A 16,811-nucleotide genomic window follows, 5' to 3' on the forward strand; every position below is an offset into this window, starting at 1 on the left:
TAGCCGTTGCGCGTCGCCGCGATGTCGCGCACGGCCTCGTCCCGGCCGCGCCGGACACGGCGGGCGGCCCCGCGGTCAGACGTCGAACAGATGCCGGATGCGGGCGACCAGGCCCGGCACCGTCTCGATGGCCGCCCGCCGACCGCCCTGGTCCTGCAGGTGCTGCTCGCGGGCGGTGCGCCGCGCCAGCAGCATGCCGAGTTCCTCGGCGATGGCGGGCCGGTTGCGCAGCAGCGGCGCCAGGCCCTCCTGGGTCACCTCGTACACGACGACGAAGGTCAGGGCCCGGACGGTGCCGGACTCGCCGGCCCCGGTCAGCAGGCCGCTCTCGCCGAAGAAGCTGCCGGGAGCCAGGCGGCCGAGCTCGATCTCCCGTGCGTCCTCGCGCCGCGTGACGACGGCGACGCCGCTGCGCACGATCATCAGCGAGGCCAGCACCACGCCCTGCTCGACCAGCACCTCGTCCTTTCGGAAGGTGCGCGGGGTCATGGTCGCGGCCAGGGTCTCCTTCTCGTCCTCGGTCAGGGAGGCGAAGAGAGCGATGGCGTCGAGCAGGCGCAGCGGCGTCGTGCGCCCCTGCTGCGCCGCGTCCTCGGCCTTCGGCGCCGCCGAGGCCACGCCCTTGGGCGGCGAGAGCGCCAGCCCGGCCGCCTTGGCGTGGCGGTAGATCAGGTCGAGGATCTCGCTCCTGGCCCGGCCGGCCGCTCCGATGTCGACGACGCGGAAGGACAGCTCCAGCGTGACCGCGTTCGCGTCGAGGTCGGTCACCAGCACGCCCGGTTCCGGGCTCGCGAGGATCGTGTCGCTGCTGAGCAGCACCGCCCGCATCACCTCCACCATCGCCGACGGCGCGGTGGTCGGCCGGAAACGCACCGTCAGCGTCACGCCATGGCTGCGCTCGGGGCTGCTGAGGTTGGTCAGGCGCGCCTTGGCCAGGTCGCTGTTGGGGACGACGATCAGGTCGTTGGCGCCGTTGAGCAGATGGGTCGCACGCCAGTTGGTCTCGACGACGCGGCCCTCGATGCCGCTGGCGAGCACCAGCCAGTCGCCGATCGCGTAGGGACGGCCGAGATTGAGGGCTATCCCCGAGAACACGTCGCTCAGCGTGCTCTGCAGGGCCAGGCCCAGGATGATGGCGAAGACGCCCGACGTCGCGATCAGCGTGCCGACCGGGGCATTGAAGACATAGGCGATGACCGAGAGCAGCGCCCCGACATAGATGACGCCGACGACCAGATCCTGCAGCAGCCGTCCCTCGCGCGGCGTGCGCTCGAAGATCAGGAAGACGCGCACGATGCTGATCAGGAACCAGGCCGCGTTGATCCACCAGATGATCTTCGCCAGTCCGATGAAGACGCGCTGCAGGCTGGATGCGTCCGGGCTGGTCTCGTAGGGCACGATGCCGTGGAACAGCAGGAGGCCGGTCAGCGCCATGAAGAACACGAACTGCCCGGCCAGCCGGCGGGTCGGATGATGGCGCAACGCCACGCGCGTCACCAGGGCGCCGACGACGGCCAGCACGCCGGTCTGGACGAAGGGATCGAGGATGATGGCCGTCATGCCGCCGTCGCCGATCATCGCGGCCTCCGGCGGGCGGGTGCGGGGCGCGCGGGGCGGGTCATGTCCGCTTCGACAGCCAGACCGTCATTCCCGGCTCGAGGCCCTCCGCCGCACCATCGGGCTCGAAGCGCAGGCGGAAGGCGTTGAGGTCGTGGTCGCCGACGGCGCGGGCCGCCCGCCAGGTCGCGAACTCGCCGAGCGGGCGCAGCTCGGTCAGGCGGGCGTCGATGCGCCGCCCGTCCTGGGTCTCCAGCGGCACGACCGCGCCGATCGCCAGGCCGCGCAGCCCGTCCTCGCGCAGGGTGAAGGTGAACCAGCGCCGGCCCTCGACATCGAGCGTCATCACCGGCTTGCCCGGACCGATGATCTCGCCGGGCTCGGCGGCGCGGATGCCGATCGTGCCGTCGACCGGCGCGGTCAGCCGGGCCTTGCCGAGGCGCGCTTCCAGCTCGGCGAGGGTCGCCTCGGCCAGCACGACGCGGGCATCGGCCAGGGCACGCTCCTCGGCGGTCGGGCCGCGCTGCGACGCCTCCGCCCGCGCCCGCTTGAGGTCGAGGTCGGCCTGGGCCTTGGCCAGGGAGGCCATGGTCTCGTCGAGGTGCTGGCGGCTGGCGAAGGTCTTGGCCGCCAGGGCGACGGCGCGGTCGTTCTGCTGGCGGGCCAGCAGCAGGTTGGCCTCGGCGGTCGCGACCGCCTCGGCGGCGATCGCCACCTCCTCGGGCCGCACGCCGGAAAAGACCCGGTCCCGCTCGGCCCTGGCGCTGGCTGCGGCCGCCCGCGCCTCGCCGACCTGCGCCGCGAGGTCGGGATTGTCGAGCACGGCGAGCAGGTCGCCCTTGCGCACGTGTTGGCCGGGCGCGACCGCGATCGAGGCCAGCCGGCCCGTGATCTCCGGCGCGATGCGGATCTCGGTCTGCCGGACCATGCCGGCTGCCGGCGGATCGGGCTCCGGTGCCCGCCGGGCGATGACGACGCCCGCCGCGATCGCGGCGGCGGCGACCAGTCCGGCCAGGAGGCGACGCCGCGCTCTAGCCATCCGCAGCCCTCCCTGTCGTGGCGATGCGGGCGGCGGCGATGGCCAGGAGCGCATAGGCGCCCGTCAGGATCCACAGCCGCGCCCAGTCCTTCGAGACGTCGGCCAGCGTCGCCCCCATCTGGTTGATGCGCACAAGCCCGTCGATCCCCGACGTGCTGGGCAGGACGTAGCTGGCTGTCCGCAGCGCCGGCGGGATCGCCTCCGGCGGCCAGGCCACGCCGACCAGGAAGAACAGCGGCAGGCTGACGGCGATGAACAGCAGCACCGCGGTCTCGCGCCGCCGGAACCAGGCGCCGACGAACTGGCCTAGGAAGCTGACCGAGAGGATGAAGGGGACGGCCATCACCAGGATGTCGAGCACCCGGTCGCTGGCGGAGAAGCCGTAGGCCCGCGGCAGAACGACGAGGAAGAGCGTCGCGCCCGGCAGGGCCAGCATGAGATGGGCGAGGCCCTGGCCGATCACGGCCGCGGCCGCGCCGCGCCGGCGGCGGGCGCCCAGGCCGCCCTGCTCGAAGGCGACGCCGCCGAGGGTCGCCGAGCCCATCAGCAGCGTCTGCTGCACGATCAGGATGAACGCGGCCGGCACGATGTAGCTGCCATAGCCGCCCGTCGGGTTGAACAGGGGCTGGTTCAGCACCTCGACGGGCGAGCCGCGCGCCAGCGCCGCCCGGTAGAGGCTGCCGTCCGGCCGGGCGCTGCGCGCCGCCAGGTCGGCCCGGACCGCGCCCACGCCCTCCTGGATGCCCTGCAGCGTCCGGTTGTAGAGCAGGAAATAGGCGGAATCGACGAAGGCGGGCAGCCGGGCCTCCGCGCCCTTGAGCACCTCGCGCTCGGTGCCGGCGGGGATGCCGACGATGCCGAACACCTCGCGGCGCGCGAGCTGCGCCTGCGCCTCCTGCAGGGTGGTCGGCCGGGCGGCGACCCGGACGGCCTCGCCGGCGTCGAGCGCCTGGACGATGGTGCGGCTGAGATCGGACCCGTCGTCGTCGACGACGGCGATCGGAATGTTCTTGATCAGCTGGCCGAGATAGGGCTGGGGATAGAGCACGCCGTAGATCAGCGGCGCCATGACGATCAGGCCGAAGGCGCCGCGGTCGCGCAGGACCCGGCCATACTCGGCCGCGAAGGCCCCGGCGATGCCGGGCCTTTGCGGCGGCTCGGCGACCGGCGGTCCGGCCGGGATGGGATGCGGCCGGCGGGCGAGGGCTCTCAGCCGCAGCCAGGCGATGCCGAAATAGAAGACGACCAGTCCGCCCAGCATCATGAACGGCTCGGCCGAATCCTGCACCGGCACGCCGCGCGCCGCCTGGTCGAACAGGAGCTGGATGTACCAGCGCAGCGGCAGCATCGTGCCCCAGGCGCGGGCGAAGGTCCCCATGGCCAGGACGGGGAAGCCGACGCCGGCGAAGCCGAAGGCCGGTGAGCAGACGATGCCGGTCAGGCTGAGGCCGAAGGCGAGGTTGCGCACCAGGAGCTGGAACAGCGCCCCCATCGACAGATAGGCCGCGATCAGGAGGCAGGCGGAGGCGCCCATCATCACCGGATCGCCGCGGAACGGGATGGCGAAGGCGCCGTGGATGATGCCGAGGCCGAGGGCCATCATCACCAGGAAGATGCCGAAATAGGGCGCGAGCTTGCCGAGGAGTGCGACGAGGGGGCGGTCTCCGGCGCTCGCCAGCCATTCGCGCAGGCTTCGCGACCCGAACTCGGAGCCGACGGCATAGCCCCCGGCGATGGCGATGATGACGTGGAGCACCGTCGGCAGGATGGCCCGCAGCAGGAACTGGGCGTAGTTGAGGGCCGGGTTGGTCAGGACATATTGCTCGACCACCAGGGGGCCCGGCGTGAAGCCGGCGCCGGCCGGAGCGGCCGGCAGGTCGGCGATCGCCGCCGCGACGGCGGCCTGCAGCCCGGCGGAGGCAACGTTGCCCGGCGTGAAGAACTGCTTGTTGAAGAAGACGACGACCTGGGGCCGCTGCCCGGCCAGGATGTCGCGCTCGAGGTGCTCGGGCAGGAAGACTGCGGCGATGGCCTCGCCCGAGCGTACGGCGTGCATGGCCCCGCTGAGGTCGGCGGACCGCCGCGTCAGGCCGACGCCGGGGGCCGAGGCGATCGCCTGCACGAAGGTCGTCGAGGTCCTGGATCGGTCCTGGTCGACCACGTCCACGCTGAGATTGCGGATGACCGCGTTCCCGAAGGTCGCCGCCAGGATGGAGAAGGCGATCAGCGGGATGCCGACCACCAGCAGCAGCGCCACCCTGTCGCGCCAGATCCAGGCCACCTCGCGCAGCGCGACGTCGAGAATGCCGCCCCGACGGCCGCCGGTCATCAGCGTGCCCCGGTCCAGTCGACATAGGCGCTCATGCCCGGCCTGAGGCCGGCGAGCCTGTCGACCGGATAGGCCCGCACCTGGAATGTCCGCAAGTCGAAGTCGCCGGTGGCGCGGGTGGCGCGCCAGCCGGCATATTCGCCGCGGGTGGCGATGGTCCGGACCTCGACCGGCACCGCCGCGTCGCCGAGCGCCGGGATACGGACGGTGAAGCGGTCGCCGGGCTTGAGGCCCTTGACCAGATCCTCGCGCAGGTCGAAGCGCAGCCAGACGTCGCCGAGGTCGACCAGGGACAGGAGCGGCACGCCCGGCGAGACATATTCGCCGGGCTCGGTGCCGATCTGGTAGACCTGCGCCGCCACCGGTGCCTTGACGGTCATCTCCGCGACCTGGGCCTGGAGCGTGGCGATCGCCGCCTCGGCCTTGACGACGGCGGCCTTGGCCACGCCGCGCTCCTCGGCGGTGTAGCCGGCGACGGCCTCCTCATAGGCGAGCTTGGCCTGTTCGGCGCTGCGCTTGGCGACGTCGAGCGCCGCGGTCGCCTCGTCGAGCTTCTGGGCCGAGGCGAAGTCGCGCTCGGCGAGCTGCTTGGTCCGGTCGTAGGTCTGCTGCGACAGGGTCAGGTTGGCCTGGGCGGCGGCCTCGGCCGCCTTGCGCTCGGCGACGACCTCGGCCCGGGTGCCGGCCTCGATCCGGGCGAGATCGGCCTGCGCCACCCGGCGGGCGGCCTCGGCCTCGCGCAGCCTGGCGAGGAGCTCCGGATTGTCGATGGTGACGAGCACCTGGCCGGCGGCGACGTCGTCGCCCCGCGACACCGGCCGCTCGCCGATCCGGCCCTCGACCCGGGCGGCGATGTCGACGCGCGTCGCATCCGCCTCGCCCTGGACCAGCAGGGGCTGGGGGCGGACGAGGTACCACAGCGACAGGCCGACGATCGCGGCGATGCTGAGGGCGACGATGATCGCCGCCGCCTTCGAGGCCCTGGGGGCCGGAGGCGCGCCGGGCGGCAGTCCGGGAGCCGTATCCTGACTGGATTGGGTCGGCTCGGCCAGGTCGGTCATGCGACGCCTCCGGATCGACCCGATCCTGGGGTCGATCCGCCGTCCTGTCCAGCGCGCAGACGCGGCAGCTCGAGCAAAAGAGCGTTCTCCGCCTGCGCGATCTCCTCGGCCGGCCGGCCCGCCGCTTCCCGCAACCCGCCGTTGACGGTCCGGGGACGCGCGGCGGGTCAGGCCCCGACGGAATCCTTGTCGAGCGGCGCGCCGTCCGCCGGCCGCGTATCGGCCCAGCGGCCCTTCCGCGGCGCCAGGGCGGCGATCCGGTTGCCGGCGAAGGCGACGATGCCCTCGCGGAAGAACAGCACCACCAGCAGCGCCAGGCCGGTGATGATCACCAGCGTGTATTCCGCGCCGAAGCCGCGGACGACATGCTCGAGGACGCGGATGACGGCGACGCCGACCAGGGCGCCGTAGCGATGGCCGAGCCCGCCGATCACCGCCATCGCCACCACCGTGCCCATCTCGCCCATGGACAGCATGCCGGGCGCCAGCACGCCGACATAGTTGGCGTAGAAGGCGCCGGCCAGCCCGGCGATCGCGGCGGTGACGACGAAGACGGCGACCTTCATGCCGAAGATGTCGACGCCGATGCCGCGCGCCACCTCCTCGTCGTCGCGCACCGACTGCATGAACAGCCCGAGCCGGCCGTCGAGCATCAGGTTCTGGACGATGAAGAACAGCGCCGTCAGCGCGCCGGCGAGCACGAGGTAGGGGGAGCGGTCGAAGCCGGGGACGAGCTTGGGGATCTGCATGCCCATCGAGCCGCCGGTGAGGTCGGCGGCGGCGGCCAGGAACACGGCGAAGGCGCCGGCGAAGGCGAAGGTGATCAGGGGCAACTGCACGCCGCGCACGCGCAGCGCCACCAGGCCGAGGCCGGCGCCGACGAGCGCCGTGGCCGCCGGCATCAGCATGAACGCCGTCCAGCCCGGCAGGCCGGCGCCGTGGATCAGAACGGCCGTGCCGTAGGCGCCCACGGCGGCCAGGCCGACATGGGCGAAGGAATATTGCCCGGCGAAGCCCGCCAGCAGGTTCCAGGAGCCGGCGAGCAGCAGGTAGTAGGCCGACAGGATCAGGAGGTCGGCGACCGCCGGCCTCAGCCCGAGGGCCGCGAGCGCGAAGCCGGCGAGGAGGAACAGCAGCCAGACGGCGTGATGCACGGGCCTTGTCACGACACCACTCCCGACCCTTCGCGGGTCATCCAGTTGCGGACGATCATGTCGAGGCGGCCGGCGATGTCGGCGGCCGGGCCGTCGGTGTCGTTGCGCCCCATGGCCAGCACATGGACGTGGTCGGCAACCTCGAGCGCCTCGCGCACGTTCTGCTCGACCAGCAGCACGGTCACGCAGCGGCGTTCCTTCAGCCGCGCCAGCTCGCGATAGACCTCGCGCACCATCACCGGGCTCAGGCCGGCCGTCGGCTCGTCGAGCAGCAGCAGGCTGGGCTCGGCGACCAGGCCGCGGGCGATCTCGACCAGCTTCTGCTGGCCACCGGACAGATCCCCGGCGCGGCGATCGAGATGGGGCCGGATCGACTCGAACAGCTGGCCGCAGGCGGCGATGCGCCGGTCGAGCCAAGCCGTGTCGCGGCGGCGATGCCAGCCGCCGAGGCGCAGGTTCTCCGCCACGGTCATCTGCGCGAACACCGAGGGTTCCTGCGGCACGAAGGAGACCCCCGCCGCCACCAGCGCCACCGTCGACAGGCCCTCGATGCGCCGGTCGCCGAGGCGGATCTCGCCGCCGGTGACGGGCGCCACGCCGGCGACGCCCTTCAGCAGCGTCGACTTGCCGGCGCCGTTGGGGCCGATGATGGCGGTCATGGCGTCGGCGCGGCCGGTGAGGTCGACGCCGCGCAGGATCTCGACGTCGCGTTCGTAGGCGACGCGCAGGCCGCGGATTTCGATGGCCGCGCTCATGCCAGGTAGGCCTCCCGAACCCTCTGATCCGCCGCCACCTCCTCCGGGCTGCCGGCGCTGAGCACCTGCCCGGCCGCCAGCACGACGACGCGCTGGCACAGGCCGAACACCCAGGGCAGGTCGTGGCTGATGACGACGAAGCCGGTGCCGGCGTCGCGCATGTCGGCGATGATGGTGCGCATCACCGCCATGATCGCCGGGTTGACGCCGGCCGTCGGCTCGTCGAGCAGGCCGACGGCGGGGCGGGCCAGCAGCAGGCGGGCGAAGTCGATGAGCTTGCGCTGGCCGCCGGAGAGCCGCTCGGCCGGCCAGTCCGCCACCGGCCCGAGGCCGACGCGCTGCAGCGCCTCCACGGCCGCCTGCTCGGCCTGGCGCCGGCCCATGCCGCGGACCAGGCCGGCCATGGCGACGTTCTGCGCCGCCGTCAGCTTGCCGAAGGTGCCGCCGTTCTGGAAGCTGCGGAACAGCCGGCGCCGCGCCGGAGCCTTGGGCTCCAGGCCGGTGACGTCGGCACCGTCGATGCGGATCGTGCCGGCATTGGGCCGGAACTGGCCGGAGATCAGGTTGAGGAAGGAGGTCTTGCCGGCCCCGTTCGGGCCGACCAGGGCGACCAGCTCGCCTGGCGACAGGCGGAAGTCGACGCCGTCGATGACGCGGTTGCCGCCGAAGGCCTTGCGCAGCCCGGTGGCCTCGAGGACGAGCCGGCTCATAGCGCGCGCCCCATCTTGCCGAACAGGCCGGCCGGGCGCAGCAGCAGCACCGCGATCATCAGGGCGAAGCCGTAGGCGTCGGTGTAGCCGGTGGCGACGTAGATCGTGCCCATGACCTCGACGACGCCGAGCAGCAGCCCCGCGACCAGCGCGCCGCCGATCGAGCCCATGCCGCCGATGATGACGACGATGAACGCCTTGACCAGGGCGACGACGCCGGAGGAGGGGAAGACGAACATCAGCGGGGCGAGCAGCGCCGCGGCCAGCCCGGCGAAGGCGCCGGAGACGAGGAAGGCGTAATGGGCATAGCGGTGCACGTCGATGCCGACCACCAGGGCGCCGAGCGGGCTCTGGGTGAGGGCGCGCCAGGCCCGGCCGAGATCGGTGCGGTAGACGATCCAGAACAGCAGGCCGATCAGCAGCACCGCGGCGCCGAAGGCGACGAGGCGGTTCCCCGACAGGTAGAGATAGTCGAAGAAGTTGAGGTTGCGGTCCCACAGGCCCGGCAGCTTGCGATAGGTGGTGCCGAACAGCAGCGTCGCCGCGGCGATCAGGAACTGGCTCAGCATGAAGGTGGCGATGATGGTGTATTCGCCCTTCTGGCGCATGCGCGAGAGATAGATCGGGCGCAGCACCAGGACATTGGTGGCCACCGCGACCAGGGCGCCCGCGGCGGCGGCCGCGACGAGGCCGACCCAGACGGGCAGGCCGAGCGTCGAGACGGCGTAGACGGCCGCGAAGCTGCCGAGCATGGCGAACTCGCCATGGGCGAAGTTCACCACCCGCAGGATGCCGAAGACCAGGGAGAGGCCGACGGCGAGTAGGGCGTAGAGCCCGCCCTGCAGCAGGCCCAGCATCAGCGACTGGACGAAAAGCTGATCCATGTCCTCGTTCCGGAATGGGGGCGGCAGCCGGCAAGCCGGCCGCGGCGGGGCGCCCGCGCCTACTTCACCACATAGACCAGCTCGGCCGCGGCCTCGCCGTCGCCCACCTTGTTCAGCTTCTTGAAGAACATGGCGAACTTGTCCCACTGGTGGAAGTTGACGGTCCCGGCCTCGTTGCGGAAGAACACCGGGCCGATCGTGCCCTCGAACGTCACGTTCGGCAGGGCCTCGACCAGCTTGGCCGGCTCCGAGGAGCCGCTCGCCTCGATGGCCGCCTTCACGGCGTTGAAATTGTCCCACAGATAATACTGGAAGATCGCCGGCTCGGTGCCGTAGGCCCCCTTGTAGGCGTCGATGAAGCGCCGGCCCGCCGGCGTTACGGTCATCGAGGCATCGGAGAAGGTGGGATAGATCACGCCGACGCCGGCCTCCCCGACGGTCGGCCAGAAGTCGGGCAGCAGCGGCCAGTCCCATCCGGTGATGATGTCGGCCTTGAGCCCGACCTCGCGGCCCTGCTTGATCGACAGGTTGGTGGCGGCGAACACCGTCTGGACGATGACGACGTCCGGCTTGGCCGCCGCGATCTTGGACATGTGGGCGGTCAGGTCCTGGGTCTGGGCCTGGAACTGCACGACCTCCAGCGAGACGTCGGGCAGCGCCTTGACGGCGGCCTCGAAGGCCTTGGCGAAGCCGAGCCCGTAGGCGGTGTCCTCGGCCAGGACGACGATCTTCCTGTATCCGCGCTCCTTGACGAAGGGCACCATCTGCGCCGCGATCTGGCTGTTGTAGGGGCCGATGCGGAACACCTGCGGATAGTTCTTGGCGGTGATGTCGTCGGACCAGGAGTAGAAGGCGAGCAGCGGCACATTGTAGCCCTTGGCCACCTCCATCTGCGCCAGCGTCACCGAGGACGACCAGACGCCGAGGATGGCCGAGGCATTGGCCTCGGTGACGGCCCGCTCCATCGCTGCGGCGCCGACCTCGACCTTGCCCTGGTCGTCGTACACGGCGAGCTTGACCTGGCGGCCGCCGATGCCGCCGGCCTCGTTGGTCAGCTTGACCCAGAGATCGGCGGTCTTGCGGATCGCCTCGCCGGAACGGGCGTCGCCCGGCTCGGACAGCGGCGCGACGAGGCCGAGGGTGATGTCGTCCGCGGCCGAGCCGGCGGTCGGCAGCAGCACCGCGGCGGCGGTGCCGGCGAGGGCGGCCATCAGCGTTCGGCGGGAGAGGTGGGGGAAGGCGGTCGTCATGGCTTTGTCCTCTGGTTCCGGTTGGCGTCTGCGGTCTGGGGCCGCGGTTCACGAAGCGGCGAGCGCGCCGATGCGCTCGACGAGAGTGGTGGGGACGGCGACGCCGTCGCGCTGGGCGCGCCGGCGCGCCTCGGCGCGGCGCAGGCCCGGCGGGCGCGTGCCGTCCTGGCCGGCGATGGCCGCGAACAGGGCGGCGATGCGGTCGCCGAAGACGCCGCCGGAGGTGGAGGCGGCGTCGATGGCGATGAAGAACTGGCCGGTGCGCGGCGGGCCGCCGGCCGGGCCGGAAAACGGGCTGGCGTCGACCGAGGCAAGGGCGCCGGCCGCGGCCGAGGCGAGGATTTCCACCATGAGGGCCACGCCGACGCCCTTGTAGCCGCCCGAGGGCGCCATGGTGCCCTTCAGCGCCAGATCCGGATCGGTGGTGGGCTCGCCGTCCGGGCCGAAGGCCCAGTCCGGCGGGATGCTGCGGCCTTCGCGCTTGCGCCTGGCGATCTCGCTCTTGGCGACCACGCTGGCGCTCTGGTCGATCGAGAGCAGGCAGCCGTCCGGCCCCGGCGCCGCCACGGCGAAGGGGTTGGTGCCGACCACGGGCACGCGCCCGCCCACCGGTGCGATCGAGGCGGGGGCATGGGTGAATCCGAGCCCGAGCAGGCCCTGGGCGGCAAGGCGTTCGGTGTGGTAGCCGAGGACGCCGCAATTGTAGGAATTGCGCACGGCGAGGGCGGCAATGCCGGTCTCGCGGGCCAGCGCCACCAGGTGCTCGAAGCCGGCGTCGATGGCGGGATGGGCGAAGCCGGTGGCCGCGTCGGCGACGACCGCCGCCGGTCTGGGCCGGGACAGGACCGGCCGCGCCGCGCCGTCGACCTTGCCGCAGAGCAGGTGCTCGCAATAGGTCGGCACATAGGCGAGGCCGTGCGAGGCGATGCCGTCCGCCTCGGCGGCGGCCACGGCCCGGGCCAGCGAGCGGGCGGCCTCGTCGCGGGCGCCGGCGCGGGCCAGCGCCCGGATGCTCAGGTCCTCGATCTCGGCAAGGCTCAGGGTCGTATGGTCCAAGGGGGTGTCCTCAGTCGTTGTCGCTCAGGCCGGCGCCGGCGCCCGTCGCCCGCGACCGTTCCGAGGAGGGGACATAGGTCAGCGCCGCCAGCGCCTCGAAGCGGGCGAGAAGGCCGGCCGGCATCGTCGCCCGCAGCGGGGCCTCGTCCGGCGGCGCAGCGGGAGGACCGGCGCCGACCGCCGGCGACAGGTCGAGACGGGCGGCGGTCGCGTCCCAGCCGAGCGCCGCCGCGACCGGCGGCGCGCCGTCCGGGGCGCAGAGAACCGGCGCGGCTCCGGTGTCGGCGAGCAGCGGGCGGCCGAGCCGGCGGGCGGCCGCGGCGAGGAAGGGCAGCAGCAGCACGGGAGCCGCGATCGGCCCCGCGCAGTGCAGGCCGCCGTCCGCCAGCAGGAAGGCATGGTCGGCGAGTGCCGGGCCGAGCAGCAGCGGGCTCGCCGGCCGGTCGTCGGCGCCGCGCCAGCGCCGCCCCTCGATCGCGATGCCGGGCGCCAGCTCGCCGGCGCGGTGCGCCTCCAGCACGCCGGCAAGGGCCGGCAGGATCTGCGGGGCGTGGCCGGCCAGCGTCGCGGCGCATCGGCCGGCCTCCTCGGCCAGGCCCCAGGACAGGCCGGCGCCGCGCGCCGCCTTGCGCACCAGCGCCTCGACCTCGTTCAGGGAGAAATCCGCGCGTGCCGGCGGCCCGGGCCGGGGCGCGGACGGAGCGGCGCCGGCCGGTCCGGCATGGCGCGGCGCCGGAGCGTCCGGCGGGATCGCCCAATCGTCCGCCTCGAGCGCGTGCAACTCGTCCGGGAAGGGGGCGTGGCGGAACAGGGCGATGCGCACCCAGCGGTCGGAGCGCGGATCGAAGCCGGTGGCGCCGAAGAAGGACAGCTTGCAGCGCAGCAGGTCGATCGGCCGCAGCGAGGCGTCGATCAGGTTGTCCCGGATCTCGGCATAGGGGCGCTCCGCCGCGAGTTGCACCCGGCGCGCCACGTGCCGGAACTCCGGCCGCTGCGCCAGGAACGCCGCCAGGGGCATGGCGGCGGGCGCGTGCCGCAGGGCCTCGCGCAGCGCCTTGACGTCGCGGGCGATCGCCAGAGGCTGCTCGAGGCCGGCGCCGTCCTCCTCGGCCCGTTCGCCGAGGCGCGGCTCCAGCTTCTCCTCCGACACGTACCAGAAGCGCGCCTGGGCGGCGGGCGCGTCGAAGTCGATGGCCAGCGCATAGCGGTAGGCGGCGTCGATCGACGCGGCGAGGTCGGCGAGCGTGGCGGCCCCGTCGATGGCGAAGGCCTGCGCCTCGTCGCAGGCCATGGCGTCGGCGAGATCGTCGACCAGCGCGCCATGCGGCTCCAGCAGCAGCGTCACCAGGAACTCCTGGGCTTCCAGCCCGAGCCGGTCCTCGGCGAAGCGGTAGAGCCGGTCCCAGGCGCGAGGGGCGGCGAGGTCGGCGGTCTCGACATGGCGGGCGAGGATGTCGAGGTCGGTCCGCAGCCCGTCGACGCGGGCGGCCTGCACCGCATCCGCGACGGTCCATGCCGCCATCTGGCGCCGGCCGCGCGCCAGCATGCGGCGGAACTGCGCGATCTCCCGGTCCCCGGCGCGGGGGAGGGCGCGCACCCGCGCCAGCGCCGTCTCCCGGGCGCCGATCCAGCGGTCGATCAGGGCGGGGTGGTTGACCAGGAACGGAGCCATGCCGAGGCCGGTGGAGTTGCCGACGCCGAGCCGGCGGCGCAGCCCGGGCTCCATGGCGACGGCGGTGCCGGGCGCCCGCAGGCGGCCCAGGTGCTCGGCGAGGTCGACGGTGAAGGCGCGGATCAGCCAGATGGTGAGCATCTCGGCGGCGAAGGGGCCGGAGAGCTCGGGCCGGCCGCAGACGGCCTGGTGGTCGGCGAGGCCGAACTTGCCGCTGCCGTAGACGGCGGTGGTGCGCATGAGGTAGCCGACCGCGTCGATCTCGGCGGTGTCGGGCTGGCGGCCGGCGGCGAGCCGCCCGACCACGTGGTCGAACAGGCGCACGCTGCGGTTGGCGCGGGCCAGGACGATCTCGGCGCCGCTGCAGCGGCCGGCCTCCTGCCTGGGCACGTTGCGCGACAGGCGCTCGATGTCGGCCGGGGTGACGGGGCCGTCATGCAACGCGAAGGTCGCGTCCCAGGCCTCGGCGATGACCCGGTCGGTGCGCTTGGCGGGGTCGAGGTCGTGGGCGAAGGCGACAAGGGCATAGACCCGGCCGTTGCCCCGCGCCTCGTAGACGGCATGGCCCTCGCCCCTGGCGTCGACCTGCCATTGCGTGCGTGCGACCTGCCAGCCCCCGGCCGCGAGGCGGCGCAGCAGGGCGCGCATGAAGCTCAGCCGGGTCTGGTGGAAGCTGCCGAGCCTCGCCAGCCGCATCACCGTGTCGGGCGCGCGCAGCGGCAGCGGGCCGGCGGCGGCCGGCGCCTGCGGAGGGGCGGCGGGCGCCGGGGTCATCCGGCCAGGTTCCGGGCGGCGGCGCGGGCCGCGTCGGCCTGCAGGAGGCCGGAAGCCGGGCCGGCCCCGGCATCCGCCGTGAAGGAGCGCTCGAAGAAGCGCACCCAGTTCTCGCCCATGATGGCCTCGACCTCGCCCGGCGAGAAGCCGGCCCGGGCAAGGCCGGCCGCGACCTTCGGGAAATCGCGGTTGGAGGCGAACCAGCCGGGCTGCCGGGGGAAGGCGATCCGTTCGGCCGGATCGAGCGGCACCTTGGTCCAGGTGCCCCGGCGCATCCACTCCACCACCCGGTCGGGCTGGCCCTGGCAGAGGTCGGAGCCGATGCCGAGGCTGGCGACGCCCATGGTCTCGGCCGTGCGGGCGACCATGGCGCAGAACTCGTCCAGGCTGCAGGCGCTGCCGTTGCGCAGATGGTGCGGGTAGAGGCTGAAGCCGAGCATGCCGCCGCTCTCGGCCAGCGCCTTCAGCACGTCCGCGGTCTTGTTGCGCGGCACGGGGTGCCAGTCATGCGGGTTGGCGTGGGTGACGGCGACGGGGCGGTGGGACAGCTCGATCGCCTGCAGGGTCGACAGCCCGCCCGAATGCGACATGTCGACGACCATGCCGACGCGGTTCATCTCGGCGATGACCTCGCGGCCCATGCGGGTGATGCCGGTGTCGTTCGCCTCGTAGCAGCCGGAGGCCAGCAGGCTCTGGTTGTTGTAGGAGAGCTGCATGAAGCGCACGCCGAGCGTGTGGCAGATCGCCACCAGCCCGATGTCGTCCTCGATCGGCGAGCAGTTCTGCAGGCCGAAGAACACGGCGGTGCGGTCCTCGGCCTGGGCGCGGCGGATGTCGGCGGCGCTGCGGCCGGGAAAGACCAGGTCGGGGTGCGCCTCGAACCAGGCGTTCCAGCGGATGATGTTCTCCACCGTCTCCTGGAAGTCCTCGTGGTAGGAGATGGTGACGTGGATGGCGCTGACGCCGCCGATCCTCAGGTCGCGGAAGATCTCCTCCGAGTAGTTGCAGTACTGCAGGCAGTCGACGATGGCGCCGCGGCTGGTCCCACCCATGGCTATTGCTCCGGCTGGCCCGCGTGGATGTAGCTGGTCTTGACCGCCGTGTAGAACTCCGCCGCCGCACGCCCCTGCTCGCGCGGACCGTGCGAGGAATGCTTTCGGCCGCCGAACGGCACGTGGTAGTCGGTGCCGGCGGTCGGCAGGTTGACCATGACGCAGCCGGTCCTGGCACGCTGGCGGAAGGCGTTGGCCCGGGCCAGCGAGCGGGTGATGATGCCGGCGGTCAGGCCGTACTCGGTGTCGTTCACCAGCTCCACCGCGTGGTCGAAGCCCTCGGCCTCGATGACGCAGGCGATCGGCACGAACATCTCCTCGCGGTTGACGCGCATGGCGTTGCTTGTGCCGACGAACACGGCCGGGCTGAAATAATGGCCGCGGGTGCGCCGCTCCAGCGCCTGCCCGCCGCAGGCGAGCTCGGCGCCCTCGGCCTTGCCGATGGCGACATAGCGCTCCGCCGCCGCGAGCTGGCCGGCATCGACCACCGGGCCGATCTGGGTGCCCTCGTCGAGGGCATGGCCGACCCGCAGGGCCGTCGTGGCCGCGACCAGCCGCTCGACGAAGGCGTCGTGCACGCGGCGGTCGACGATCAGCCGGGACGAGGCGGTGCATTTCTGGCCCGAGCCGAAGAAGGCGCCGTTGACCGCGTGGGCCACCGCCAGGTCGAGCTCGGCGTCGTCCGTCACCACCAGCGCGTTCTTGGAGCCCATCTCCAGCTGCAGCTTGGTCAGGTTGGGGGCGCAGGCGACCGCGACGGCGCGCCCGGTCTCGTAGGAGCCGGTCAGGGTGACGGCGTCGATGTCCGGGCTCGCGACCAGGGCGCTGCCGATCGTGGCGCCCGATCCCATCAGCAGGTTGAAGGCGCCGGCGGGCAGTCCCTGCCGGCTGATGATCTCGGCCAGGACGCAGGCCACCGCCGGCGTCAGGTTGGACGGCTTCCAGATAACGGCGTTGCCATAGGCGAGGGCGGGGGCGATCTTCCAGCTGGCGGTGGCGACCGGGAAGTTCCAGGGCGAGATCACCGCGACCACACCCACCGGCTCGCGCCGGACGTCGACATCGATCCCAGGCCGCACGCTCTCGGCGTTCTCGCCGTACTGGCGATGGCATTCGGCGGCATAGAACTCGAAGAACTGGCCGGCGCGGCAGACCTCGCCGACGCCCTCGGCGCGCGGCTTGCCTTCCTCGCGCGACAGCAGCTCGCCGATTTCGGCCGAGCGGGCGATCAACTCGCGGCCGATCGCCGTCAGCGCCTTGTGGCGCTGCTCGATCGGCGTGCGCGACCAGGCGGCCAGTCCCTGCCGCGCCGCCTCGACGGCCCGGTCGAGGTCAGCCCGGCCGGCCTGCGCATAGCGCCCGATCTCGTCGGAGAGGTCGGAGGGATTGATGCTGGCGATCGAGTCCTGCGACTCGAGCCAGCTGCCGCCGACATAATTGGATTGGGCTGCCAACCGACATTCTCCTGCATGCGAAGCCGCTGCCAGCAAAGACGCCTTGGCATGTTCGGTCAATTTG

Annotated in this window: 13 protein-coding genes; all 13 read right to left on the reverse strand. The window is 72.7% G+C overall.

The genetic code is table 11. The annotated features are described in order from the left end of the window. Positions 1-75: 75 nt before the first annotated feature. Positions 76-1,578: a cyclic nucleotide-binding domain-containing protein gene (locus tag AC27L4_RS31400; protein ID WP_487146615.1), complete on the reverse strand. Its 1,503-nt coding sequence runs from the start codon at positions 1,576-1,578 to the stop codon at positions 76-78. 40 nt (positions 1,579-1,618) lie between these two features. Then, a complete protein-coding gene (locus tag AC27L4_RS31405; protein WP_487146617.1) occupies positions 1,619-2,596 on the reverse strand; it encodes an HlyD family secretion protein in 978 nt (325 codons plus the stop codon). Beyond that, complete coding sequence (locus AC27L4_RS31410; RefSeq protein WP_487146618.1) at positions 2,589-4,925, reverse strand: ABC transporter permease; 2,337 nt, start codon at positions 4,923-4,925, stop codon at positions 2,589-2,591. The genes AC27L4_RS31405 and AC27L4_RS31410 overlap by 8 nt, the downstream gene beginning before the upstream one ends. Further along, a complete protein-coding gene (locus AC27L4_RS31415) occupies positions 4,925-5,986 on the reverse strand; it encodes an HlyD family secretion protein (RefSeq protein ID WP_487146619.1) in 1,062 nt (353 codons plus the stop codon). Before AC27L4_RS31415 ends, AC27L4_RS31410 begins: the two co-directional genes overlap by 1 nt. 167 nt (positions 5,987-6,153) lie before the next feature. Then, complete coding sequence (locus AC27L4_RS31420) at positions 6,154-7,152, reverse strand: branched-chain amino acid ABC transporter permease (RefSeq protein ID WP_487146620.1); 999 nt, start codon at positions 7,150-7,152, stop codon at positions 6,154-6,156. Further along, positions 7,149-7,895 (reverse strand): ABC transporter ATP-binding protein, encoded by a 747-nt coding sequence (locus tag AC27L4_RS31425; protein ID WP_487146621.1) that lies wholly within the window; start codon positions 7,893-7,895, stop codon positions 7,149-7,151. Before AC27L4_RS31425 ends, AC27L4_RS31420 begins: the two co-directional genes overlap by 4 nt. After that, on the reverse strand, positions 7,892-8,605 hold the full coding sequence (locus AC27L4_RS31430; protein ID WP_487146622.1) for an ABC transporter ATP-binding protein: 714 nt from the start codon (positions 8,603-8,605) through the stop codon (positions 7,892-7,894). Before AC27L4_RS31430 ends, AC27L4_RS31425 begins: the two co-directional genes overlap by 4 nt. Next, positions 8,602-9,489, reverse strand: a complete 888-nt coding sequence (locus AC27L4_RS31435; RefSeq protein ID WP_487146623.1) for a branched-chain amino acid ABC transporter permease — start codon at positions 9,487-9,489, stop codon at positions 8,602-8,604. Before AC27L4_RS31435 ends, AC27L4_RS31430 begins: the two co-directional genes overlap by 4 nt. A gap of 59 nt (positions 9,490-9,548) precedes the next feature. Beyond that, entirely contained in the window at positions 9,549-10,739 is a 1,191-nt protein-coding gene (locus AC27L4_RS31440) for an ABC transporter substrate-binding protein (protein ID WP_487146624.1), read from the reverse strand. A gap of 48 nt (positions 10,740-10,787) precedes the next feature. Beyond that, the gene (locus AC27L4_RS31445) at positions 10,788-11,795 is read right to left on the reverse strand and encodes an Ldh family oxidoreductase (RefSeq protein WP_487146626.1); all 1,008 of its coding nucleotides are present in this window, start codon (positions 11,793-11,795) and stop codon (positions 10,788-10,790) included. A 10-nt stretch (positions 11,796-11,805) separates the two neighbouring features. Next, positions 11,806-14,241 carry a DUF3726 domain-containing protein gene (locus tag AC27L4_RS31450; RefSeq protein ID WP_487146627.1) on the reverse strand — a complete coding sequence of 812 codons (2,436 nt, stop codon included), beginning with the start codon at positions 14,239-14,241 and terminating at the stop codon, positions 11,806-11,808. Beyond that, positions 14,238-15,293, reverse strand: a complete 1,056-nt coding sequence (locus AC27L4_RS31455; protein WP_487146628.1) for a membrane dipeptidase — start codon at positions 15,291-15,293, stop codon at positions 14,238-14,240. The genes AC27L4_RS31450 and AC27L4_RS31455 overlap by 4 nt, the downstream gene beginning before the upstream one ends. A gap of 2 nt (positions 15,294-15,295) precedes the next feature. Further along, a complete protein-coding gene (locus AC27L4_RS31460) occupies positions 15,296-16,747 on the reverse strand; it encodes an aldehyde dehydrogenase family protein (protein WP_487146629.1) in 1,452 nt (483 codons plus the stop codon). Positions 16,748-16,811: the final 64 nt, after the last annotated feature.

This window comes from Labrys sp. Lb11, from assembly GCF_057554225.1.